The following is a 23,449-nucleotide window of genomic DNA, read 5'->3' as shown; positions in this document are numbered from 1 at the left end:
CCTGAATATATTCAAAATTGGGGCTTTTGGCTAGCCCGGTGATACAGTATACTGGCCTGCAGTTGGTAGATATATCTTCTCTTTTCGAGAAAGGGGCATTGTCAGCTATGGCTTTTCGCTTGTTCGCGCAGCGCCATCGGTCGCTCTGGTTCCGTCAAGGGCAACTGCTCATTGGCTGGCTCACGCTTTTTGTAATTGGAACAGATCTTTTTGTTGTCTCACCACTGCTTCCTCTGGTTGCCGGGAGATATCAGATCTCCACAAGTACCGCAGGTTGGATGGTAACAGCCTTTTCAATCATGTACATGCTAGCCGCACCATTTTGTGGGCTGCTCGCTGATCGGCTTGGGCGCCGATCTCTGCTCGTTGCCGGGCTACTCAGCTTTGCAGTAGCCAATGGCTTGACTGGTCTGGCCTCCAGCTTTCCCTGGCTACTTGGCAGTCGTTTGCTAGCGGGCAGCGCTGCCGCTGCAATCACTCCTTCAATCTATGCCCTGGTCAGCGATGCTGCCCCACCACAGCGACGGGGGAGCCGTCTGGGTGTGGTGGGATCAGGATTGCTCATCGCCATTGCGGTCGGCGCACCCTTTGGAGCCATTATGGCACAAGCGCTTGGGTGGCAAACCATTTTTCTAGGGCTGGCAGTGGCAAGCCTCATCCTGGCTCTGGTAAATCGAGGGACCTGGCCTGGCAGAAGCCCTTCTCCTACAGCCCACAAGGCTGATCAACTACCTTCACTTCAGGCGTGGATCATTTTGCGGACTGTAGGACCAACAGCAATATGGAGCGCTGCACTCTACGGAGTCTATACCTACCTTGGGGCCGGATTGCGCACAGCAGCCCATTTTTCTCCCTCTCAGGTTGCAACACTGCTGATCTGGTATGGTGCAGGCATTGTAGCCGGCAGCCTGCTGGGAGGGTACCTTTCTGATCGATTTGGTACGCGCGTGATATCCACGATCAGCCTGGGTGGCTTGGCCGGCTGTTTTTTACTGCTGAGCCTTGTGCTCAACCATCCTTTGCTGATCTTTATAGGATTCACTATTGCTCCTCTTTTAGCCCAGCTCTTCCTTCCAGCACAGCAAGCGCGCCTCGTCCAGGCATTTCCTAATCGACGGGCACTGCTCCTGGCCTGGAATAACAGTGCACTCTATCTTGGGATCGCACTTGGCTCGGCAATTGGAGGAATTCTACTAGGTCAGAGTACATTCGCAGGGTTGCTCATTGGATGCTGCGGCATTGGAATAACAGGATGTTTGCTCAGCCTTATCTTACCTGACCGTACTGCCTTGCGGCTCCGCTCATCCTCAAACACTCAGCAGTTTTCTGCTGAGAACAGATCGCGGCCAAACGAGGATGAGGTTCCCTGCGGGGAAGCATAGAACAAGAGATGAAAGGTGAAGACACTATGAAGATTCTGGTTGCAGGCGGTACAGGAATTATCGGGCAACGACTCATTCCTCTGTTAGTTGCCGCCAATCATGAGGTAACTGGTACGACACGAACTGCTGACAAAAGCAAGTTGCTAGAGCAGCTCGGTGCTACTCCCTGTGTCGTAAATGTATTTGATCGTGAACAGCTCACAGCGCTAGTGAGCAAGGCACGCCCAGATGTGATCATCCAGCAGCTCACAGATCTGAGCGCCAGAAATTCAAAAGCCAATGCATATATGCGCCGAGAAGGAACGCGCAATCTGGTGGATGCAGCCCATAAGGCCGGGGTGCGCCGCTTCATCGCTCAAAGCATTTCCTGGATCTACGCTCCGGGGAATAGCCCTGCGGATGAGACAGTTCCTCTGGATCTGGAAGCCCCGGAGCCAAGGCGTAGCACGATCAAGGGAGTACAAGCACTAGAACGTGCGGTAGCTGAGATAGAACGCTGGGTAGTGCTCCGCTATGGAGTACTGTACGGACCGGGAACCTGGTATGCCCCGGATGGTTTCATCGCTGAACAAGTTCGCCTCAGGCAACTGCCCGCCGATGAAGGAATTACTTCTTTTCTCCATGTAGAAGACGCAGCTCGTGCCGCACTGCTCGCGCTCGATTGGCCGCAAGGAATTGTTAACGTGGTGGATGACAACCCCACGCCAGGCACCACGTGGCTCCCGGTGTATGCAACCAGTCTTGGAGCACCTCCTCCACCTATCACTACTGGGCGGCCACGTGCCGCACGTGGCGCAACGAATGCTAAGGCGCGCCAGATTCTTCATTGGCATCCTCTCTACCCCAGTTGGCGGAAGGGATTTGCACAGATCACCCAGGAAAGGAGAGCTTAAGCAAACACTAGCTAACAGCACTCTTGTTTACAGGGAGAAAACCAACAAAGGCCTTGTCCTGTTCCGTTCGCTCCAGCCACTCCTTCCTCTAAAAGTGCCAGGGAAGGATTTTAGCAAAGGATGAAAACACTTAAAGAATCCAGACCTGGTAAGAGCAAGCTCATGTGAGATGTTCCATTAGATGGAACATCTCTTTTGATACTCTTAAAGAGAGAGGCTGATTGGCTTTAGCATCTCTTAATTTCAAAAAGGACGTATTGTCTCGCAAGGGCCTGGATTTTTAAACTCTAGTGAATAATATTTTGCCTGGTCAAAGAAATACTTTCTCCTATAAATGATGGTCTCTTCGTGATAGTCACAGGCTCTGGCTATCACAAGGGATTGGGCGGCTGCGTCACGAAGGCTTGCCACAGGCATAGCTGAGTTAAGAAGGATTAAATGGATGAGTAATTTGATAGGTCAGCAGATCGATCATTTTCAGCTGACAACTTGTCTGAGCCAGGGGGGAATTGTTGAGACGTATCTGGGAAAGAGCGAGCGCCTTAATACAACTGTGGTGGTCAAAGTGCTCTCCTTGCAACTTACTACAGAGCAGAGAGAGCTTTTCCAGCACAAAGCCCATACAATTGCCGCGCTCACACATAGGCATCTCATACGCTTATCTGGTTTCTCCGTTCACGGGGACCGGCCTTACTTACTTCAGGAGTACTTTCCCAGTGGTAGCTTACGCCGCGTGCATCCGTATGGGACGCGAATAAGGTTGGAGCAAGTTCTCAGTTACGTCAAGCAGTTGGCAGATGCTCTGCACTATCTGCATAGTTCTCGACTAGCACATGGAGATATCAGGCCAGAAAAAGTGCTTCTGAGCAAGGAGGGCACGCTCGTCCTGAATGATACCGGCATAGTGGATCTGGTCCTTGCTTTGGCCCCAAAGAGCGAGTATCCTCCCAGGAAGGCTCTTGCTTATCTGGCTCCTGAGCGCTTTCGAGGCCAGCTGTTGCCTGCTAGCGATCAGTATTCCCTTGCTCTCATGATCTATGAGTGGCTCAGCGGTCAGCCTCCCTTTCAGGGTTCCGATTCGCAGATAATTAGCGGGCATCAGATGCTGCTTCCTCCTACATTGCGCGCGAAAGCTCCAGAAATACCTCCACGCGTTGAGCAGGTTATTATGACCGCACTTGCAAAAGAGCCAGCTGCGCGTTTTGCCAGTGTCCAGGCATTTGCTGCAGCGCTCATTCATGCAAGCGCAAGTGTTGGGACTGAGGCTAAAGCGTTTGTCGGGTCGTTCCCCGTGGCATCTTCGCCTCATTCTATCGACAACGGCCGACTCCCTCCTGTTCCTTTTCCCTCTTCAGCAGGCTCTCACGTGGTTTCGACGCCTCCGTCGTCGACCAGGCCATCACAAATATCCAGGCGGGCAGTGATTACCGCGATATGCGCTAGCGGGATTGCATTGGCGGCGGTAATAGGCGGAGGAATGGTTGTGGCAAACTCTATCAATCCTCCCAGCACTCCGCAGCCCGTCAAGCGCTCTGCCACTTCAGCAGGAGGAAAATTGCTTGCGACCTTTCAAGGAATGGGCAATATTAGCTACCTTAGCTGGTCATCTGACGGAAAGATGCTCGCAACCGGCGGAGTAGCCGCTCATGGGACACAGGTTTGGGAGGTGAGCACAGGGAAGCGAATCGCTCAATCTTCATATAAACTTGATGATGCCAGCGCCGACGCAAATGCATCAAGTGAATGCGTTTGGGTAGGCAATACGTTCTTACTTGCGACGATAGATACGACTGATCAGCAGAATCCTGTCATTCGCGTAATAGATGTCATACATAATAATGAAACATATATCTATCGATGGTATGCACAACAGAAACAAAATGGCGGGGCTTCACCCGTACATCTAGCCTGGTCTCCCGATGGGAGCATGATCGCCTCAACAAACGACGCTGAGGGATTTCGCGTTTGGCATGCCGGTACAGGGCAGGATATCTCCCAATTTCTAGGGCAGGATAGCGATCTAGGCATAGCAGCCTTTCTTGACTCGGATAATAAGATTGCCTGGGCGCCTGATAGTAAGCGTGTGGCTTCCTGGAGTGGATACGGGGTAATTCATATTTGGGACAGTAGCAATGGGCAGCTGATATGTCGCTATACAAAACACTGGGATCAGCATAAAAAAGATCAGAGCCTGCCTGAGGTAGATGTGCATCTGAGCTGGTCACCCGATGGCATGTCTATTGCCTCTTACGTTCCAACCAATCCATACGCCCATTCAGTCGATGGCCTGCTGCATATTTGGGATGCCCACAGTGGAAATGAGCTTAATATCTTGAAAAGCGTACCCCAGGACTCTGTTATGGTTGATATGCGCTGGTCTACTGATAGCCAATTGCTTGCCTGCGTGATGAACGATTTGTCTATATACATAGTGGATGTGAGGACGGGTAAGGTAGTAACCAGGCGTCGTAATGTGTATATTCAAGGAGAAATTGATGAGGTTGCCTGGCATCCACACTCTCATAATATTGCTTCTGTAAGGCGGAGTGCTACCGATCCTGATGGCAGGGACAAGGGCTATATCTGGGATGCAAATACTGGAAAAGAGCTTGTACAATTAAATAGCCTGGCATTTGCTTCGCCTGCATGGTCACCTGACGGGAAACTACTTGCTCTCAGTGCCTTCGTTGCAGAGGGAAGCAGTGACATCGAGGTTCAAGTCTGGCAAGTCTGATAGTAAAGAGAAAGAGCATAGATACTCGCTCATATTCCAGAAGCACGAGAGAGATTTACCCAAACGCAAGGCTATCTCGGTAGCGTATCGCTTCTCTTCTCTCGTTATTGACGCAACCAGAGAAGGACCATTCTAATATTATCGTAAGTCTGGCTATCCTACGATTTAAGCTATTCGTGTGAGGCCAATAAGCCAACCCACGTCCGCTGCGCCAGTTCCATAACTGCTCGTTCTGCTTCCAGGTCCAGCCCCAGACGATTACAATGCATATGGACAATGCTTCGAACAATAGCAGAAAATGGCTCAAGAAGGGTCTGGCGTGTCGCAATTTCAGCGATCTGTTGCCCGCCTCTGGCAAAGGAAGTGCGTCGTGTATTCAGGATATCGAGAAGTTGGGGCCCTCCTGGACGTACCGATATGGAGTCTACACTCCCTAGCAAGAGGCGCAGCTCTGCACTTTTCTGGCGATATACTCCACCAACGTCTTTGGTATTGGCTATGAATTGACGATACCATTGCAAACGCTCCATCGGCTGCAAGCCAAGGGAGGCCAGAATATCATCTGTTGTTAGTACTGCAAGCACCTGCGCATCGACCGTCAGCAGACGTGCTTGTTGCAAATAGAGCAGATCCATAACTGCTCGGCTATCAGCACAAAAAAGTGTTTCGGCTATTGAGATCGTTGCCAGACCACCATAACGCTCGATTTCTCTTTCATAACTATCAAATGAGAAACTGAGACACTGGCCAGTGGATATTAGCTCAGAGGCCCAGGCACAGAGCTTTGGTAAAAGTTGTAAGGTGAGCACCTGCGGGCTGCCTCGGAAGCGCAAACGAATATGTGGCCCGGAATCTGCGTAACGAATGAAAAACCACTCTTCTGCGAGGTTTTGAGCGTACACATCTTTGAGCAAAGGGCGTAGTGCTTGCGCGATTAAATCACTCTGCAAAGTTTTCCCACAGTAGAGCTTGAGAAAAATCCACTCGCTGCCAGGGCTTTTTTGGCGCACGGCATTCATCTGGGTTTGCTGCTCTACTGTGGGCACCATGCGGCGGGTTGTATTCCGGCCTGTCTCATCGCTGGAGTGCTTGATGAGTGATACGATATATTCTGAAAGATAATGCCCTCCTGGCCCTTCCAGCCAGGCATGCTCAGGCCCGGGTAAAGCTTCCTGTAAAACAACCGTCTCCGTGCCCTTTAACGCTTGCAAGGTTGCACGTAGCTCCTCAATTTGCCCTGCATGCTCTAAATCTAACAACAAACGATTATCCGCCTCGGTCAGATAAACATATCGAGGAACTTGCCAATGTTGCCTCCAGAGTGCCAGGCTTTTCCGGAATTGCTCAGGAGATTCCAATCTCAGTTCATGCAAGTGAAAAGAGGAACTTAGCAACCATTGCGCCAGCGAGAACACTACACGTCCCGCCTGCAGGCGAGGAAGAAAAGGGAAATTGGCACAAGAACCCCAGCGAAAGTGCGAGAGATGAGCACTTCCATCAAGGCCTAGATCGACAAGAAACCTGATGAGTGCAGGTGCTCGCTTGGGGTTGAGCATATGTTCATTCGAGATCTGTACTTCGGTCTGCTGGCCTGGCCAGTAGAGATAGAAACGCTCATCGCGTACCCCCAGAACTATCTCATTCAGTGGAATAGCTCGTGTTGTTTCTCTTCCTGGCATAACGCCATAGACTATCTCGTGTTTATGCACAGCAGGCCGCAACATGACGTTCACTAAACGCGGATTCGCTGAGAGATACACCATTTCTGCACGAATGCTATGGGGAATATCTTGCTCGGCTTCCAATTGCTCAGTTTTCTCTAACGCCTGCAGCGCCTCAGTACCCAGCATGGAGGCAAAACGGCCCAGGCTTTGTCCCGCTTGCATGGTTCCAAGGACTGGCCCAAGGACAATTTGATATTCTCCTCTGGCAAGCGCTTGCTGGGAAGTAGCCGCAAGCGAAATAAACAGATCCAGTGAGCGTTGTGCTTTAGCTCTCCGGTCAGGAGGAACCAGCCCAAGACGTTTGAGCTTCTCTTCATCGAGTGAGATTGCCAGCTGTTGCTCGCGTAAAGCCGTTAGAGCCAGGTGTAAAATTTCACGATCTCGTTCTGGAAAAGGCTTTGCTTCAGATGAAACATATTTTTGCTCAAAGGCAGGAAGCCCCAGGCCAACCTGAGGATCGACAACCTCCAATAATGGAACCTGCCGATTCGTTCCATAGCGATCAATAAAAGCCTGGCGATAGGCGCGAAGATATCCGGGTTCATGCCGCGCAAGAAGGCGTTCTGCAAAGGCCGCAGCCTCTTCTCCTATGCTTCGTGCAAGTTGCTTATCGAGCAAAGATAAGGTTGTATCTGTCTGGACAAAAGCGCTCGATGGACGTCGCCTCTCTTTCTGAACCGAGGATTTGGGAGAAGTTGGCAACTCAGAGAGAAGGAATGTCTCCACCTGCTCATCAATTGCCTGCATGCAGGATTGTACATAGCGATAGCATGCAATGCTCTCCTCGTTGGTGGCCTTATCCCATCGGGACAGGGCTTGTAAGAGCTCCCACCCAAGAGACACGAGAGGTTCCGCAAACGGTATATGCTCCAATCGCCGTAAAACGTACTCCATTGGTGCTATCTCTCCAGTAAGAGGGGGATGCAAGTCGGTGAACAACAGAGTGTGCTGCCAGAGCGTTGTAATAAGCTCTTCTGCTTTGGCTACGGAAACACCAGCAGCCGCTGTAAGCAACTCTTGTACCAGAGCTTCATGAGAAATAGGATAGCGCGCAAGCTTGAGTACATACCTGGCAACGGATGTTGCCCGTATCGAGACCGACACATGCTGATCGGGCTGGCCTTTGGGTAGTTGCTCCAGCAAAAAGATACGGCCATTCCGTATGTAGGCAGCATCGTTGGCCGAATAGCGCAGTTGACTCCGTATCTTTGGTATGGCTTCCAATTTCCAGACCAGTGGCAGCAACCAGTTAAGATCGGGACGCGAAAATAGTGCTCTTGGCTGATCTGCAATTCGCAGATGAGTTTGCGTCCCCCACTGAGCCAGAGAAACTCCCGCGAAGAGCCCATACGGCGTCGGGCGCGTTGCCATACGAATCAAATAGCGTAACAGTTTACGATCTCGCTGTACCAGCTTTTGAGGGGAAGATGCTTGGCGATCTAGCTCATCAAGGAGGTCCATGCTCCCAACAGCCAATGCTCTTCGTACAAGAGGGTCTTGCGCATACATACTTGTAACGGAGCCCGTCAATGCAGGCTCGGACAAGCTGAGATAAGTTTCTATAGGAAAAAGAGGAACTCGCACCTGAATAAAATCTAAGGGCTTATAGAGATGTATTTGAGATTGCTTTTGTTTGCCGGAGGATGATCGTTGATCAGAAAAATTCATAGCAAGTAGGACACTCCTTTTTACGCCTCTATCGCACAACATGGCACGCACAGCATCACCTCACACTCTTGTGCCTCTTGTATGCTGTACACTTCGGCCTTCATAGCAGCATATACAAGGAAAGCAGCCTTTCCCCTTACGTGAGGAGAAACAAACGATCCCAGATTGGCTCATGAGACGTGGCGCTCGCCAGAAGCACAAGTACATTGCCAGCAGCACCGTAGAGGAGACCTGGAAGATCCATTGGGTATCTTCCAGTCCCTAGAGCGCGATACCCAAACAGAGCTTCTGGTTGATAGTTTGCGACAAATTGTTCACATAGTGTATTTGCAACTTCCACAAACCTCTCATCTTGTGTCTCACTGGCAAAACGTAATGTGATATGTAAAAGTCCAGCCAAACCATGGCAAAATCCTGCTGGTTCGATCTGGCGTGTGGTATCCGGTTGACGGTAGACACTATACATCCCTTCAAGAGCCGCTTCTCTATATGGAGCGTAATCTAGTGCCTGACCAGCTAACCAGAGTGCACGCGCGACACCAGGAATACCATAGCACCATGCGGTTCGGCTCCCACCGATAGGGGAGAAGGATTTTCCTAGAGGGAATACTGCTGGCCAGTTAATCCCCCACGCATCCGTCATTCGATGCTGGATCAGCCAATCGGCGGCACGCCGGATACCATTTTCCAGACCTGGTACCTCAACTTTACAAGATCGTGCTATCGAAAGGAGCGCAAGCAGCCCTGGGATTCCATGAGCAAACCCACAGTTGAGGTAACCTTCTGGGTATTTCTTCTTCAATATTTCGGCGTCGATATGCTCAAAAGGTGTAAACCAGTGTGGAATACCATCTTTTTCCTCAGTAAGGTAAATGAGTGCCGAAAGAACAGTCTGAAGCGTTTCTGCAACTGCTGGAATATGGCACCGGCACAACAAGTATGTTCCCATACCTGCCAGACCGTGAAGGTGATCATAGACGGACGCGTGGCAGCCGTGCGTTCGCTCAGCGAGGATGTGTTGCGCTAATGCACGTACTTCTGGCAATGTTTGTGCTTCCAGAGTAGATAACAAGCGCTGATAACGCGTTCCATTTCGGCTTAATAGCAGAATCACAAAGAGGAGGCTGCACAGGGAAGAGGCTCCTGTACGGAAATAGGTAGTTGGGCGTGTGGATAGCATCGAAGTCACAGCTTGTAGATGCTGATGAGCAACCACATCCCACTCATCCTCTGGAAAGACGGCAGCCAATTGCGCACAAAGCAGGGCCAGCCCGGCGCGTCCCGAGTAGCAAGAATCGTCTGGCGCGAGATAGTACTGTGCATATGGAGTCTGATATTTCAGCTGCTCGTTTGCAGTCAGTACTACCTCTGGATCTCGTAGGCGCTTGGCAATATGTTTAGCAATAGCCAATGCTGATATTGCTAACTCTGGCCTTAGCATGACTTGCCAGGAGGATGATTGGCGTTCGCCTGGTAAATGCATAGAATCGCTCCTGTACTGGGCACTTCCTATATTTTATTGGATGCTGGAAATCGAAAGAGTTTTGCGCAGAAGAAAAATACTGAACTTTTCAATTGCTGCCTTCTAGCACAAACATGCTTCTCCTTATCAAATTTTATCGTGGGTATAACCTCAACTGATGGCCGCAGCAATCCGTGCTGCGGCCATCAGATCCACATTGACATCAACATGAAGGTACGCTCGCCAGGTCAATGCCTTTTATTAGTCAATGAGGCAATCGGTCTGACAAACGGAGTTGTGACAAACGGTGCCCGTACATGTAGGCGTTGTCGTACCAAAGGGAAGGTCAAGATCTTGCGCTGCGCTGTTGTTTCCTTCTTCCTCAGAAAGTTGAAGATCCAGATCGAAGTCTTCTAAGGACATAGTAATCTCCTTGTTATGAGCCGCCGATGTTTTCTCCCTTTCACCTGCAACCGATGAAAAAGTAAAACATCGCATTGATGCGAATCAGCTACAAAAAACAGGGGCTCAGGCGAACCGTTGCTCCTTAGCTTTTCGGCCAAGGCAATTCAGCACAATCCCCATAGGAAAGCAGAACTTCGCTCTCTCCCAGCTTACGAGCTGGTTTTGAACAGGTGACACGTGTCACATCAAGAAGTATATATTAGATAATGTTCCATATAGTGATACATTTTTGTAAGAGAGTGTCCTAACCACAAGAATCAGTAGCGGAAAGGAGATAAGCGCGAAAGCATAAGCCGAACCGAGGCGAGCTGAAGAAAGGCTTCTGAACTGGTGGTGAGCCCTTCGTAGTCGCGAGCTAAGCGGCGGAAACGGGTGAACCAGGCCAAGCTGCGTTCGACGACCCATCGTTTCCTTTGCACCTGAAAACCCGTCTTGGGCCGGGGCAGCAGAACCGGTTGGCCGTCCACGAGGATCCAGTGCTGATGGGACCTATTGTGAGCCTGTGGCACCAGTTCTGTGGTCCAGTGCAATCGCTGCGCAATCCAGTCGAGCAATGGTCCTGTATAGCCCTTATCCGCAAAGAGGTGGCACAGACGCGGGAAAGAGCGCGGCAACTGGCTGAGCAAGAGCCTGGCCCCCACGCGATCCACGATGTTGGCGGCATGCACTTTGACAGCCAGAAGGAAACCCTGCGTATCCACGAGCACGTGGCGTTTACGCCCATAGATTTTTTTTCCCCGCGTCGAAGCCCTTGTCGCTTCCTGGCACGGGAGCCGTTTTGATCGACTGGCTATCGATGATCGCAGCGCTGGGTTCCGGGTCCCGCCCCATCTGGGTGCGTACCTGTCGGCGCAGGTGGGCCATGATGGGCTCCCAAATCCCCGCCTGCGTCCAGATGCGGAAGTAGTGATGGGCCGTTTTGCCATTGGGCAGGTCGTGCGGCATCTGTCGCCATGAGCAGCCTGTGCGCAACACATAGAGGATAGCATTGACGATTTCTCGTCGCTCGTGAAGGGCCGTTGTGGCCTGGGCAGAGACTGCTGGGATGAACGGCTTGATCAGCTCCCATTGCGCATCGGTCAGATCCGACGGGTAACGTTTTCGCTTGATTGGCTCACACATCTTGGTTCGTTCCTTTCGAGTTGTGCTTTCGGCTGAACTCTCCTTTCTCTGAACTATCGGCTCATTGTTCTAGCTAGGACACACTCTAAGAACACTAACTTTCATAATATTACTGTATTCATGATGATAGAATGGACTACTGAAACTTAACCATGCAGTAGCGTTAGATTAAAAATTTTCTAGCCCAAATATCCTCTTGACAGCAAGCATTTCTTCATATTAATCTTTATATGAGCATGCTAAATGTAGTTTCAACCAGGGAAGGAAATACTCCATGAAGCGGGATAAACCAAGGATTGATGAAGACGAATTTGATTTCGACGTTCAGTTTATTGAAGAGGAAGAACAGGAGATAGCTTCCTTTATTAGTGAGGGAGAACACCGGTTTACTGCAGGTGATCCGGACGATCCCCCGCCAACATGCACAGCGACAGGTTGCTAAGTCGCTTTTCTCCCACGCATGTTTGACTCTCAGCTTCGTTCCTGGCGTATTCTCGCCGATTCATCCCTGGTGGCGGCTGCACATGCTACCACCGGGGAACTGGCAAGGCGTTTATTCGATACAGCATTGCTGGCAAAGGCGATTCAACAGGTTCCTCAGCAATCCGCTTCTCCAGCCGTTATGCAATGGCAGCCCTCGACCTTGGCCGCAGGCCATGCAGGTCTAGCGCTCCTCTGTGCTACTCTCGATCAGTCTTATCCAGAACATGGGTGGGATCAGACGGGTCATCAGCACCTCGTGCAGGCAATGCAAGCAGCATCGAAGAAAGCTCGCCTGTATGCCGGCCTCTTCTCTGGCTTGAGCGGCCTGAGCTTTGCAGCCTGGTCTCTAAGCCGCGCCGGCACTCGCTATCGGCGGGTGTTGGCTACACTCGACCAACGCTTATTGCCTAAGATTTACTCTATAGTTGAGATCGCACTCCGCCAAAGAAATGGAGGTCCTGTTGATCTCTATGATGTCGTCTCCGGCCTGTCTGGTATTGGCGCTGGCTTACTTCCTCGTTGGCAAAACGCAAACGTAGCACGAACACTACAGGAGATCCTGACAGGCCTTATTGCGCTCACCAAGGAGGAAGATGGTCTACCCGCCTGGTACACTCCTCCCCGCTTTTGTGTACAAAAAGATTGGCAACAGCTCTATCCTGACGGTTCGCTGAATTGTGGTTTGGCCCATGGCCTTCCTGGCATACTCGCTATGCTTTCCCTCGCAAAATCTCACGGCCTTGCTGTGCCAGGCATTGATCATGCTATTCGACGTAGCGCCGACTGGCTGGTTGCACATCAGGTAGCCGATGAATGGGGAGTTGGCTGGCCTACAGCAGTTCCTGTTGAGCCAGAAAAGAACACTTCCCAGCTGCTCAAGCCAGGCCGCACAGCCTGGTGCTATGGGACTCCTGGCGTGGCTCGCTCACTCTGGCTTGCGGGAATTGCCACAGAGAATGAGCGCTATCGAGAAGCCGCCTACAGTGCGCTGCAATCGGTCTATCGAAGGCCACTCGCTGCTCGCCAGTTGACATCTCCCTCATTCTGCCATGGGGTAGCTGGACTGCTCCAAATAATCCTACGCATGGCTCACGAAACCGAAGATTCTCTTTTCATCGAAGCGACCAATACGCTGATGAGCCAGTTGCTTTCCTTGTATGAGCCAGATTCCCTACTAGGCTATCGGGATCAAGAAAGAGCCGATATCTTTGTTGATCAACCCTCACTTCTTAATGGTGTTGCAGGCATTATACTGGTACTGCTTGCCACCTCTACGACGATGGTACCTTACTGGGATCGCTTGTTCCTTTTATCTTGAGGGGCATGGTTCTATCGCTTTTCTGTCAAAATCTATGAATGTGCAAAGAAGGAGCTCTGTATTGCAATCGTTCGATAAGTTTGTGAGCCCGTTACCAGCACCGGCCTTCCTCCGGCATCAGGATCTACTCTATGTACCGCTAGATACGATTCTGGTCCGCACTCCCCGCTTTCCCATCGAAAACTATTTGGCATATGCATGCCAAATTACGCCTTATGAAATCGACGCTACGCGCCCCTCTCAAGGTAAGGAAATAGGCCTGGATCAGAAGCAGAGTCCCCATCCACATCTTATTACTTTTTTCCAGAACCCCGCGGCGCGCCAGGCACTAGTAGTAGGCAGCATCGACCTCTTCGACGAATTAGAGCGTTCTCTTTCCGCCAACAAAACCTCTTTGTATCGTGAGCAAAAGCTGCTGCGTTATCTCATCCGGATGACAACGCGACCAACGCCGTACGGATGTTTTGCCGGAGTCGCTCTTGCCCATTGGGGAGAGATCAGCAACCTTTCTCTTGCACCTTGTGCCCCATCTCTGCACATGAGCCCCGATATGGGATGGCTCCTGCAGCTCATCTGGAAAATTGAGGCCCTCCCAGCGGTCCAGCCCTATCTTCATTTTCAAGCAAACTCTGCTCTCACAATGCGCCGAGGAAGAATTTTTCTAGAGGAAGGACTCCCCTCAGGAAGGCCCAGGTCAGTTACACAGGTTTCTATGAAGGCTACCGGTGTCGCCATACGCGCATTATCTATAGCTCATGCTCCTGTCCTTTATACAGATCTGCTAGAGATGTTGCTTGCCTCTACGCCCGGAGCCACGCTTAAAAACGTTGAAGCATTACTCAAGGTGCTCTGGCAACATACCTTCCTGCTAACTGATCTACGGCCCCCTCTTACCGGCTGCAAATCTCCCGCACATTACCTTGCAGATCGTGTCGCCCTGCTTCCCCCTATTGCTCCAGTCGCTCGCGAATTGCAGGACTACTTGCAGGCCCTGACGGCCTGGGCTAACCTTCCCCAGAGGAAGAAAGCATGCCAACGTACCGAAATCTCGTGCAAAGAGCAAAAGAGATAGATTATATGCTTGATGAGCTTCATAGCCAGCAGAAAAAAGAAGAAGTCCAGGGAACCTTTCCCGTTTCCTCCAGACCAAAGGGAAAAGGGGAAAAGGAGGTTTCGAGCCACTTTCAGCATGTTGATATGGCATTTGATCTCGCCGGGAAGCAGATCACAAGATCGCTCGGAGAGGAAATAGCTGCTGCTGCACAACTTCTCTTAAATCTCTCTCCTTTACCCGATGGCTATCTCTATCTTGCAACGTATCGTCGCGCATTTCTTGAGCGCTATGGTGAATATCGCGAGATCCCTCTCCTAGAGTTGCTCGATTCCCAGATCGGATTAGGCCTTCCCGCCCATTATGTCGACAGACAGGCCTCTATTACGAAAGAGAAAAAACCGCAATCAGTGCGGGAACAGGTGCTCCTCAATCTCGCATTAACCGCCCTGCGTGATCGACAGTCTATCCTTCATCTTGATGAGAAGACATTTCTTTCACTTGAACCATCGCACCTGGCTCTGGAAACAGCGCCTCCATCGCTAGATATTTATGTGTTACTTGCAACTTCTTCATTAACAGCTCTTAACAAAGGCCAATTTCATCTGATTATTGGCCCTAATGGAGGAACTCAACAAGCAGGCCGTACACTGGCACGCTTCTCCAATCTGCTGGGAGCGGAGGCTACGGAAGCTCTCAGGCGTACTGCATCAACTGAAGAAGCCCTCACACCTGGCTCTATCTGGGCCGAATTGGTCTATATGCCCAGGGACAGCCGTCTTGCTAATGTACTATTGCGTCCGAACACACGAAGATATGAAATCCTTTATGGAGTAAGCAAAGGGACAAGTTCTGCCCAGATCATTCCTCTAAAAGAAATCGTCATCGGTGTGCGCAACAAGCGCTTCTACGCGCGCTGGACTGCAAAACAGTGTGACCTCATCGTGAGTTCAGGGCATATGCTTGATCCCTTGCAGGCACCTGCTATTGCTAGATTCTTGAGCGATTTAAGCCAGGACCAGACTCCCCAACTGCGTCAATTCCATTGGGGGAGGCAGAAGGATTTCCATTTCTCCCTCGCGTTCAAACAGGACGTACTATCCTGCGCCTGGCTCAGTGGCGTATACATTCTTCATTTCATCTGAACGCTTTTGCACTGGCATCGACGAAAGAATTCTTGCCATCACTCAGAACATGGCGAGAGAAGTGGAGCGTCCCGCGCTACGTCTACTTAGGCGAGTTTGATCATCGATTGCTCCTGGATCTGGAATGCCAGGAACAGGCAGAAATACTTCGTATGGACTTACAAAAGATCAAGCAAGGAAAAAGTGTGGTTTTGCAGGAAGGGCTTCCTGAACCCAGACATGCCTGGCTTGAGGGGCCAGAGGGACACTACATGCCCGAGTTAGTTATTTCACTGGCACTGCGTCAGCCCCGCAAAGCATTGAAGGTAGACAAGATAGCTACTTCCACTATCTCTCTCAACACTTTCAATCAACAACGTCTGTATCCACCGGGAAGCGAATGGCTCTATGTTAAGCTGTATTGCGCTCCATCGCTTCAGAATGACTTGATCGCTGGCCCCATTCGTACCTTCGCCCAGGAGGCGCTGAAACGTGGTCTGGCCGAAGATTGGTACTTTCTTCGTTATGCTGATCCGGACCCACATATCCGCGTACGCTTTCGTGGCAACGCAACAGTACTTATGCACCAACTCACTCCTGAGCTCAGCAGATGGGCTACCCAGCTGATGATGGATGGTCCCTGCCTCAAATTCACGTTCGATGTATATGAGCGAGAAATAGAGCGCTATGGTGGACCAGGAGGAATGCTGGCAGCAGAAGCTTTTTTTGCTGCAGATAGCATAACTACTGCAGAGTTTTTATATCTTCTTAGCGCACGCATCGTAACCTTGGAGCGCATCGTCTTAGCAGTCCTGAGCATTGATACCTTGCTTGCACAGCTAGGTTTGACGCCAGTAAAGCGCTTGCAGTGGTGCCGTGAACGGGCTCAGTCACGCAGCGCATCAGGAGCAGCCTATCGACACTACAAAGCACAGCTTCGCGCCTTGCTCGGCGCTCCAGCAGCGCTCTCGACTCTAGCAGGAGGAGAGCATATAGAGAAGATCTTCTCTTCGCAAAACGTTAGTATGATACGCATCGCACAGCAATTAGCAGAAGCGGCATCTCAGCAGGAGCTAAGTCAATCGCTAACAGGAATCTATAGCAGCTTCGTACATATGCACTGCAATCGCTTGCTAGGGCTGAAGAGAGAAGAAGAGCAAATGGCCTACCACTTGCATCGACGCATACGGGAAGGATTGGAAAAAGCACCGCTCGTTGTTCAGCAGGAGACATGAAAAGTTCCATAGCCTGGCTGCAGTGTCGTCACAGTTGCTCCCTCCTAAAATTTCGTAATTCCGATGTTTCTCAGCGACTCGGAATTCGTCTATTTCCCCTTGACTCTATAGTATAGTACAGAGTGTATAGTTTTCTCGAAGGAGCTACAGTTATGGAAGGGTTCTCCATTGGACAAGTTGCGCGCCGTGCTGGCGTTGGTGTAGAAACCGTTCGCTTCTATGAGCGTGAGGGGCTGCTCTCGGAGCCCACACGGCGGGCCTCTGGCTATCGACAATACTCTCTTGAAGCGATCAAACGGATTCGCTTTATCAAGCGCGCAAAGCTTCTCGGTTTCTCTCTCAAGGAGATTCTGGAACTGCTCACGCTGCGCGTGGATGCTCAGACAACATGCTCGCAAGTCAAAGAGCGCGCGGAGACGAAACTTGTGGAAGTGGAGCAAAAAATTGTTGAACTTCAACACATGCGACAGGCGCTCCTCCAGGTGGCTTCCCTGTGTACAGGAGAAGGACCGGCAAGTGCTTGTCCCATGCTTGATGCTCTGGACCAGCAAGAGTGGTTTGAGCGGATCATACATCAGAAGGAGGGTATGTAATGCTGCCACTCGAAGCCTGGACTCGACGCGTCTTTGCCCAATGTCTTCCCCAACTCAAGAGTCCCAGGTCTTCTTGATTATACATTGCAATAAAGACACGAGACACAAGGAGGCACACATGAAAAACACGGCCCTTTTGGCAACCCTGACCTGCCCCAATCCACGATGTCAGCATCAGCAGCAGGTAATGATGCCGACGACCTTTTGTCAATTAGCCTACATCTGTGAAGCTTGCGGCATGACCCATGTTCACAAAAGCGATGACTGCTGCGTGTACTGCTCCTACGCAGATAAGCCATGTCCTTCCAGGCAAGAAGAGGAAAAGAGCGTTTCCTGTTCTTCAGATTTTTCAGGCGAAGACACCTCCGCACTCAGCTGAAAACAAGAGGAGATATGGACCAGCTCTTTTCTCTGCTCTCCCCTCAAGCCTCCATTTTCAAGTGACGATTCTTAGATCGCGAGGGATTTTCCGAAATAGCCAAATCTGCGTTAGCAGAACTTGCAATGTTTCCTCCCCACAAGAATGTTCTTGAATTTCGTATATAGCAAACTCTCTACGAGGGCATTTCCTTTCGTCCAGCGGCACAAAGAGTATGTCGCTTTCGTAGCTCCTTCTTATCGATCTTATTAAGTGCGTTGCGTGGTAACGCCTGTATAAATTCGATCTGGCTAGGAGTCTTGTAATTTGCCAGTTTCTCGCGGCAATAAGCCATCAACATCTCGGCGTCAATGAATGAACGAACCGCAACAAAAGCTTTAACCTCTTCACCCATACGTTCCGAAGGAATACCGATCACAGCAGCCTCAAGGACAGCGGGATGTGCCACCAAAACCTCCTCAATATCGCGTGGATAAATGTTCAAACCGCCACGAATAATCAGATCCTTCTTGCGTTCAACGATATAGAGGTAGCCATCTTCGTCGAAACGGCCGATATCGCCTGTATGCAGCCAGCCATTTCGCATAGCTCTTCGCGTCTCCTCAGGAAAGTTATAATAGCCGCTCATGATATTGGGGCCACGAGCGATAATTTCGCCAAGCGCCCCAGGTGGTACACGGTTATCTTGCTCATCTACGATCAGAATCTCAACATTGGGCAATGGCTTGCCAACCGATCCGGGCTTCTGGAGCATATTCGCGCGATGTACCGTGAGCGATGCGCTGACCTCTGAAAGTCCGTAACCTTCACGAATCTGGCAATTAAATTTCTGCTGGAAGCTTTCCAGAACAGGAACGGGAAGAGGAGCAGAGCCACAGGAACAATACTGCAAGCTTCTGGTATCATAGGTTCTGCCATCTGATACAGAGAGCAAAGCAACAAACGTGGCGGGGACTCCGGCAAAAGTGGTAATCCGATAGCGTTCGATTGCTGAGAGAACCTGGTAAGGGTTGAAGCGGGAATGCAAGTTAATCTGTGCACCTGTAAGATAAGAGGCGTTCAGGGTCAGGATACCAAATGCATGGGCCAGAGGAAGGGTAACGAGCCGCTTTCCTTGACCGGGTGCTGCTGATTCGTCTATCTCGCTTGCCCCAATCGCATTAGAAACAAGCTTGCGGTGAGTGAGCGTGACCCCCTTAGGATTGCCGGTAGTTCCTGAGGTATAGAGTATGACCGCAATGTCATCTGGTGCTGGCTTGATACCATCCAGGTCTGTCAGATAATGATCGGCTTTTTCTGTTCCTCTCGCTACAACCTCTTCATAAGACAGCAGCTGCGATATCGTATCAGGTTGCTCTTTCTGCTCAGAAGTAATGCCCGTGTAGATGATATAGGGTGCCGTAGGAAGTGCAGCCAGGGAATTGTATAGCGCTAAAGGATGCGGATTGTCAGTAAGAATAGCTTTGGCAGCCGCGCTCATAGCAATAAACTGAACTTCCGCTTCCTTGAGTTGCGAGAGGATAGGAACCAGTACTGCTCCCACACGGGCAATGGCTTGATAGGCAATAACTACTTCGGGACAATTAGGCATCATCACCAGGACTCGATCGCCCGGCTTTATCCCCAGGGAGCGCAGCCCTGCGGCGAGCTGCGTCGCTTCTCTTGCTAGCTCAATATTGCTATATTGACGGGTCTGCAGCTGTTGATCCTCATAGATAAGCTCAGTGTATGAGCCAAAGTGAAGACAATTGTAAATAGCAAAGTCGTAGAGAACCTGGATATTATGGAGTTCCATGGAAGTTGCTTCTTTCTCTTTGGATAGTGCCCAGGAAGAGCTTCTCTTGGGCAGATATCTCTCCATGTCAATACCTTGCTCAATTATCCTGCGAGAAGCCTGGGAGTAATTTCATAGAGAGGGCTCAATTTGATAAAGAAATGGCGTGCGAGAAAATAGCATAGAGATCTCCATGATAGTACTGCGATTGCCATCTACAATCTCCCCAACAAATTCTCAGACGCCAAATCTTTTCTTATCCGAAGACTATTCTTCTACCCTCTACCACTCTCTGTCATAGGAATTAGCTGATGTTATTCGCACGCTCGCTAGTTGGCTGGCAGGATTTGACGCTACTACGGTGCTTACAGCGAGAGCTCCCAGGATCAGCAGAGCAACGAAAACGACAGCTAGCCTTCGTCTAAAATTTGTGACATTTTGCTGCATACAATTCTCCTTCTCGCAGAAATACTTTTATATCAGTAAAGCATTCCTGCTTGCGGTCATCATCATGTTCTTCGAACATGGTAGAAAACCATACTTTTTAGCAATGAATATGCTCTTTTACAAGCGCCGTGAATGTAGCATAGAATATGCTCTTTTACATGGTCAAGAGAAAGAAAGCTAACTTATCATGTAAAAACACAATTGCAGACAATATTTTGTATTTTGTTTACTATTAGACAATTTTAGTAAAATGTCCGTCGAAGTTTCTCTAATGTGTTCTCTTCATCTACTGATGAGGGGGGTCAGGACGCAGATGTTTCCTCTCTTCGAGCGGATCGCTGATGGTGGAGTATGGCGGATATCTGTTTACTACAAAACAATTTTGCAGTTTTTGTCTGTCTTCCTTGCTCAAGTAGAAATTTATGTGTATTTCCCTTGACCTGAAACAGAACAGTCTTATATAGTAAAACTTACAGCGTTATTGAACAAAGTATTCATATATGAACAGACTGTATTCTATCATCAGCTTCCAGTTCTGGAAACAAAGAGCAAAGACAAGGGATGAGGGTCAAATAATTCATCTCCGTTTGCTGTTTTCAACTCAGTTAGAGAGAGGCTGCTCATATTCTTGTCAGACCAGTATACGTATTGGTTTTCAGAGGAAAAGGACGTTAACGATGCCAGATCTGCCTCAACTCGAATTTCTTTTCACAATGTCGGTTCTGCTTGATGCACCTGTCTCTGTTGGGAAAAATCCTCATGGGGATCGTCGCATTTTCCTGGCCAAATCGGGGAGTTCGAAGGTCCTCATTTCAAAGGGAAGGTGCTTCCCGGCAGCGGTGAATGGCTCCTAATCCGACCCGATGGAACAGCTGAACTCGACGTACGGGCGACATTACAAACAGAGGACGGCGCCGCCATTTATACGCAATACCGTGGCTATCTCACCAACATCTTCCAGGTTGGCACTCCCTGGCTTGCAGGAGAGTCGGTTGACCACGAAGCCTATCGTTGTGCAGTCACCGCGACTTTCGAGACTGGCGCAAGGCAGTATGAGTGGCTGCATCATGTCGTCGTGATTGGCTCTGTAAAGCTCACTCAAGGAGGCATCTCTTACCAGTTCTTTAGCGTGAAGTAAGCGAGAGAATCACACAAACAAAACAAGTACAGGTGCTACCAAGAGCCTGTGATGCCGGGCGAGCTGCAAGCACATCTCTCGATAAGCTCTCGTCATAGTTCATCGTCACCTTCTAGCACCATCTGAATATGGAGATTGCAATGACAACGAGCAATGTTTCTGCCCTGCAGGAGTTAGCTGCCCGTTATGGCGATGCATGGAATAGCCATGACCTCGACGCTATCATGAGCATGCACAGCGAAGACACTTCTTACCACTTTCATGGGCTTGGCGGTCCCCATCATGGCCTACAGGCCGTGCGTGCCGCTTTCGCCAAAGAAATGGCCCTCATCGAAAATATGCGCTTCAATTTCCGCGCAATGCTCTTTGGGGAGATCCACTTCGTCTTTGAGGCCATTGTAACAGGAATAACCACGGCAGGGGTAGACGTCAGCTTTGATATGGTCGGCCTCTTGATCGTTAACGACGGCCTCATCGTGACTAATGATCTCTACGCGGACCTCGTAGCGCTTCAAGGGCAATTGCAGAGAAAGAGCTAGATCACTGTCTAATGCTGCTCCGGAGCATACCAGGCAAAGGTACTTCCTTCTGGAGATGCTTTTGGTTGTCCTGACGCTACCAGGGATATGATCGCCTCTCTAGACATTCTCATCGTCATGGGGGTTATAGCACAATCCCCATGACAGAGCCTGGAGATAGGCCTTCTGGATACGTTGCCAGCCTTTTCTCGCTCGCCACATATCCTCTGTTCACCATCATATCTGCTAATAAACATAAAGTAGTATATTTATTCATTTATCTTATGGAAAGGAAATTGTTTCTCCTTAACTAGCAACAATATTTCGCATTCTAGATAGAATAGATGAATCTTGGATAGCATTTATTTTTGAAATTATGTATTAACCTAAATGCTCTTTATCGTTGGAGCATATGCCGACGAACTGTGACAGCCTACAATTGGTTGTGGTCTGGCCTTTCCGGAAGGCAAAGAGATGATTAATAGAGTGCAGACTGAAATATATGGAAAAGCGAGGAAAGTATGTCTCGTATTGTAGCGTTTTTCAGGAAGATTCAATCAGGTCGCCTATTCTATCGAATATGGCAATTGATTGCTCTCCACTCATTTATGGTGTTTTTTCAGTATCCTGGTGCCTACTACGATTTGTCAGAATATCATCTGCAAACCTTTTCTTTGCCAGGAGAAGCTTCGCGGATTCGACGCCTGCAAGAGCAGGGCACAATATGTGCCGTGGCCTCTGCTCAGAAGCAATTGAGTGAGATCGCTCAGGACTTAAATGAAACGCCGTCAGATTCTGCAAAAAAAGGGCAGCCAGTTTTAGGAACTAAGCAGGGTAGCGATTATGATGTCCCCTACAACTTCATGGGGGCGTCTTCCTCGACTCAGGCCCAGGCGTGGATAAGATTGCTTGCACGCATTCAGCGGGGGGAGTTACAGCCCTAGTAGAAAGCAGGTGGCAGGAAGACAATCCATTTTAAGAAGATCCTTCGGGAAGTCTCCAGCACGGGCTCAAGTGGGCCCGTGCTGGAACATGGATATAGCTCATGTTGAGCATGAGATCGCGCTTTTACTTGCTTTTACGTACGCAGAAGCGGTAGTCCTATCTAGATGCACCGAGTTATGGTGATAGCATGATACGTTAGTCATCTTTTCTATTCTTTCCCCGTTAACGCAACGATTACTCCCAGGGCGATGTAGACCGCGGCTGTGATATAGCGTACAGCTATCGGATAGACCCGGCTCCTTCTCAACCACCCGCTGATCATCCCCGCCAGAAACGCATATGTCAGATCATTAGAAATCGCTACTATGAGCAGAAGCCCACCCAAGAGCAAAGTCTGACTAAGAACAGACCCTCGTGCCGGATCGACAAATTGCGGCAGAAAGGCAAAGAAAAAGAGAGCAGTTTTAGGATTGAGGAGATTGACAACAAAACCGTTCCAGTAGATGCGCTGAAGATCTCTCTTCTCTTCAATCTCCATCTTCTGGTGCTCTGCAGATGGAGAAAACAGCCTGGAGAGCCCAATCACGATCAGATAAACTGCCCCAGCATACTTAACTATAGAAAAGAGCAATGAGGAGGAGAGGAGCAGCGCTGAGATTCCAAGAGAGGCCGCTAGGATATGGACAATGGTGGCTGTCCCTACGCCAAGGACTGAAATCACTCCAGCCCATCTCCCCTGATCAACACTGCGCATCACGATATAGATTACATTGGGACCGGGAATAGACACTAAGGCTATTGTCGCTACAATAAAGAGGGAAATGGTTGTCAAGGTAGGCATACGAATTTGCTTTCTACTATGTGCTCAAAGCTGTTTGTTATATGCACTCAGGCGACTTGAGGCGGCTTCACTCCCGCTCCATCAAGCTGGCCCGCGCCATGCATCGCACTCTCTGGAGGGCGTATGTGGCTCGTGCAAAGTAATAGACTTCCT

Annotated in this window: 17 protein-coding genes and 2 pseudogenes; 13 read left to right on the top strand and 6 right to left on the bottom strand. The window is 50.0% G+C overall.

From position 1 onward, the window contains the following. Window positions 1-107 precede the first annotated feature (107 nt). The 3 genes from EPA93_RS45945 to EPA93_RS45935 all read left to right on the top strand — a co-directional run bounded on the left by EPA93_RS45945 (window position 108) and on the right by EPA93_RS45935 (window position 5,009). Window positions 108-1,382 (top strand): MFS transporter, encoded by a 1,275-nt coding sequence (locus EPA93_RS45945; protein ID WP_129893987.1) that lies wholly within the window; start codon window positions 108-110, stop codon window positions 1,380-1,382. Between the two features lie 26 nt (window positions 1,383-1,408). Next, window positions 1,409-2,275 carry an NAD-dependent epimerase/dehydratase family protein gene (locus EPA93_RS45940; protein ID WP_129893986.1) on the top strand — a complete coding sequence of 289 codons (867 nt, stop codon included), beginning with the start codon at window positions 1,409-1,411 and terminating at the stop codon, window positions 2,273-2,275. Window positions 2,276-2,717: 442 nt separating this feature from the next. Then, complete coding sequence (locus tag EPA93_RS45935; RefSeq protein WP_129894857.1) at window positions 2,718-5,009, top strand: serine/threonine-protein kinase; 2,292 nt, start codon at window positions 2,718-2,720, stop codon at window positions 5,007-5,009. A gap of 170 nt (window positions 5,010-5,179) precedes the next feature. Here EPA93_RS45935 and EPA93_RS45930 read toward each other — a convergent pair whose 3' ends face one another. The 4 genes from EPA93_RS45930 to EPA93_RS45920 form a co-directional block, all read right to left on the bottom strand. Further along, window positions 5,180-8,401: a lantibiotic dehydratase gene (locus EPA93_RS45930; RefSeq protein ID WP_165423842.1), complete on the bottom strand. Its 3,222-nt coding sequence runs from the start codon at window positions 8,399-8,401 to the stop codon at window positions 5,180-5,182. A 136-nt stretch (window positions 8,402-8,537) separates the two neighbouring features. Next, window positions 8,538-9,884, bottom strand: a complete 1,347-nt coding sequence (locus EPA93_RS45925) for a lanthionine synthetase C family protein (protein WP_129893984.1) — start codon at window positions 9,882-9,884, stop codon at window positions 8,538-8,540. Between the two features lie 240 nt (window positions 9,885-10,124). Further along, the gene (locus EPA93_RS48890) at window positions 10,125-10,286 is read right to left on the bottom strand and encodes an FDLD family class I lanthipeptide (protein WP_165423841.1); all 162 of its coding nucleotides are present in this window, start codon (window positions 10,284-10,286) and stop codon (window positions 10,125-10,127) included. A gap of 299 nt (window positions 10,287-10,585) precedes the next feature. Beyond that, window positions 10,586-11,450 (bottom strand): IS5 family transposase gene (locus EPA93_RS45920; RefSeq protein ID WP_242527276.1). Its coding sequence is split into 2 segments (ribosomal slippage): window positions 10,586-11,065 and window positions 11,067-11,450, totalling 864 coding nucleotides; the frame shifts between segments, so codons are not numbered across the junction. Window positions 11,451-11,724: 274 nt separating this feature from the next. Here EPA93_RS45920 and EPA93_RS48885 point away from each other — a divergent pair. The 7 genes and pseudogenes from EPA93_RS48885 (at window position 11,725) to EPA93_RS51285 (ending at window position 17,633) form a co-directional block, all read left to right on the top strand. Beyond that, window positions 11,725-11,892: a hypothetical protein gene (locus tag EPA93_RS48885; protein ID WP_165423840.1), complete on the top strand. Its 168-nt coding sequence runs from the start codon at window positions 11,725-11,727 to the stop codon at window positions 11,890-11,892. 18 nt (window positions 11,893-11,910) lie between these two features. Further along, window positions 11,911-13,251, top strand: coding sequence for a lanthionine synthetase C family protein (locus tag EPA93_RS45915; protein WP_129893983.1), 1,341 nt, complete (start codon window positions 11,911-11,913; stop codon window positions 13,249-13,251). 61 nt (window positions 13,252-13,312) lie between these two features. Continuing rightward, a complete protein-coding gene (locus tag EPA93_RS50700; protein ID WP_165423839.1) occupies window positions 13,313-14,323 on the top strand; it encodes a lantibiotic dehydratase in 1,011 nt (336 codons plus the stop codon). Beyond that, a pseudogene (locus EPA93_RS50695) lies at window positions 14,281-15,536 on the top strand (lantibiotic dehydratase family protein); the annotation flags it as partial. The gene EPA93_RS50700 and the pseudogene EPA93_RS50695, both read left to right, overlap by 43 nt. A 63-nt stretch (window positions 15,537-15,599) precedes the next feature. Further along, entirely contained in the window at window positions 15,600-16,661 is a 1,062-nt protein-coding gene (locus EPA93_RS45900) for a thiopeptide-type bacteriocin biosynthesis protein (RefSeq protein ID WP_422877914.1), read from the top strand. Window positions 16,662-16,813: 152 nt separating this feature from the next. Beyond that, window positions 16,814-17,254, top strand: coding sequence for a MerR family DNA-binding protein (locus tag EPA93_RS45895; RefSeq protein ID WP_129893979.1), 441 nt, complete (start codon window positions 16,814-16,816; stop codon window positions 17,252-17,254). After that, complete coding sequence (locus tag EPA93_RS51285; protein WP_422877913.1) at window positions 17,196-17,633, top strand: GDCCVxC domain-containing (seleno)protein; 438 nt, start codon at window positions 17,196-17,198, stop codon at window positions 17,631-17,633. Before EPA93_RS45895 ends, EPA93_RS51285 begins: the two co-directional genes overlap by 59 nt. Window positions 17,634-17,808: 175 nt before the next feature. On the opposite strand, the gene EPA93_RS45885 is transcribed toward EPA93_RS51285, so the two are convergent. Continuing rightward, window positions 17,809-19,428, bottom strand: a complete 1,620-nt coding sequence (locus tag EPA93_RS45885; protein ID WP_165423837.1) for an AMP-binding protein — start codon at window positions 19,426-19,428, stop codon at window positions 17,809-17,811. A gap of 1,210 nt (window positions 19,429-20,638) precedes the next feature. On the opposite strand from EPA93_RS45885, the pseudogene EPA93_RS45880 reads away from it, so the two are divergent. The 3 genes and pseudogenes from EPA93_RS45880 to EPA93_RS45870 form a co-directional block, all read left to right on the top strand. After that, window positions 20,639-20,992 (top strand): annotated as a pseudogene (locus tag EPA93_RS45880) (DUF3237 domain-containing protein); the annotation flags it as partial. Window positions 20,993-21,132: 140 nt separating this feature from the next. Beyond that, entirely contained in the window at window positions 21,133-21,531 is a 399-nt protein-coding gene (locus tag EPA93_RS45875) for a nuclear transport factor 2 family protein (RefSeq protein WP_165423836.1), read from the top strand. Window positions 21,532-22,031: 500 nt separating this feature from the next. Beyond that, window positions 22,032-22,454, top strand: coding sequence for a hypothetical protein (locus tag EPA93_RS45870; RefSeq protein WP_129893975.1), 423 nt, complete (start codon window positions 22,032-22,034; stop codon window positions 22,452-22,454). A gap of 209 nt (window positions 22,455-22,663) precedes the next feature. Here EPA93_RS45870 and EPA93_RS45865 read toward each other — a convergent pair whose 3' ends face one another. Continuing rightward, window positions 22,664-23,296: a LysE family translocator gene (locus tag EPA93_RS45865; RefSeq protein WP_129893974.1), complete on the bottom strand. Its 633-nt coding sequence runs from the start codon at window positions 23,294-23,296 to the stop codon at window positions 22,664-22,666. Window positions 23,297-23,449: the final 153 nt, after the last annotated feature.

The sequence above is a fragment of the Ktedonosporobacter rubrisoli genome (assembly GCF_004208415.1).
GTDB lineage: Bacteria > Chloroflexota > Ktedonobacteria > Ktedonobacterales > Ktedonobacteraceae > Ktedonosporobacter > Ktedonosporobacter rubrisoli.
This window is presented reverse-complemented; position numbering and strand designations above follow the sequence as displayed.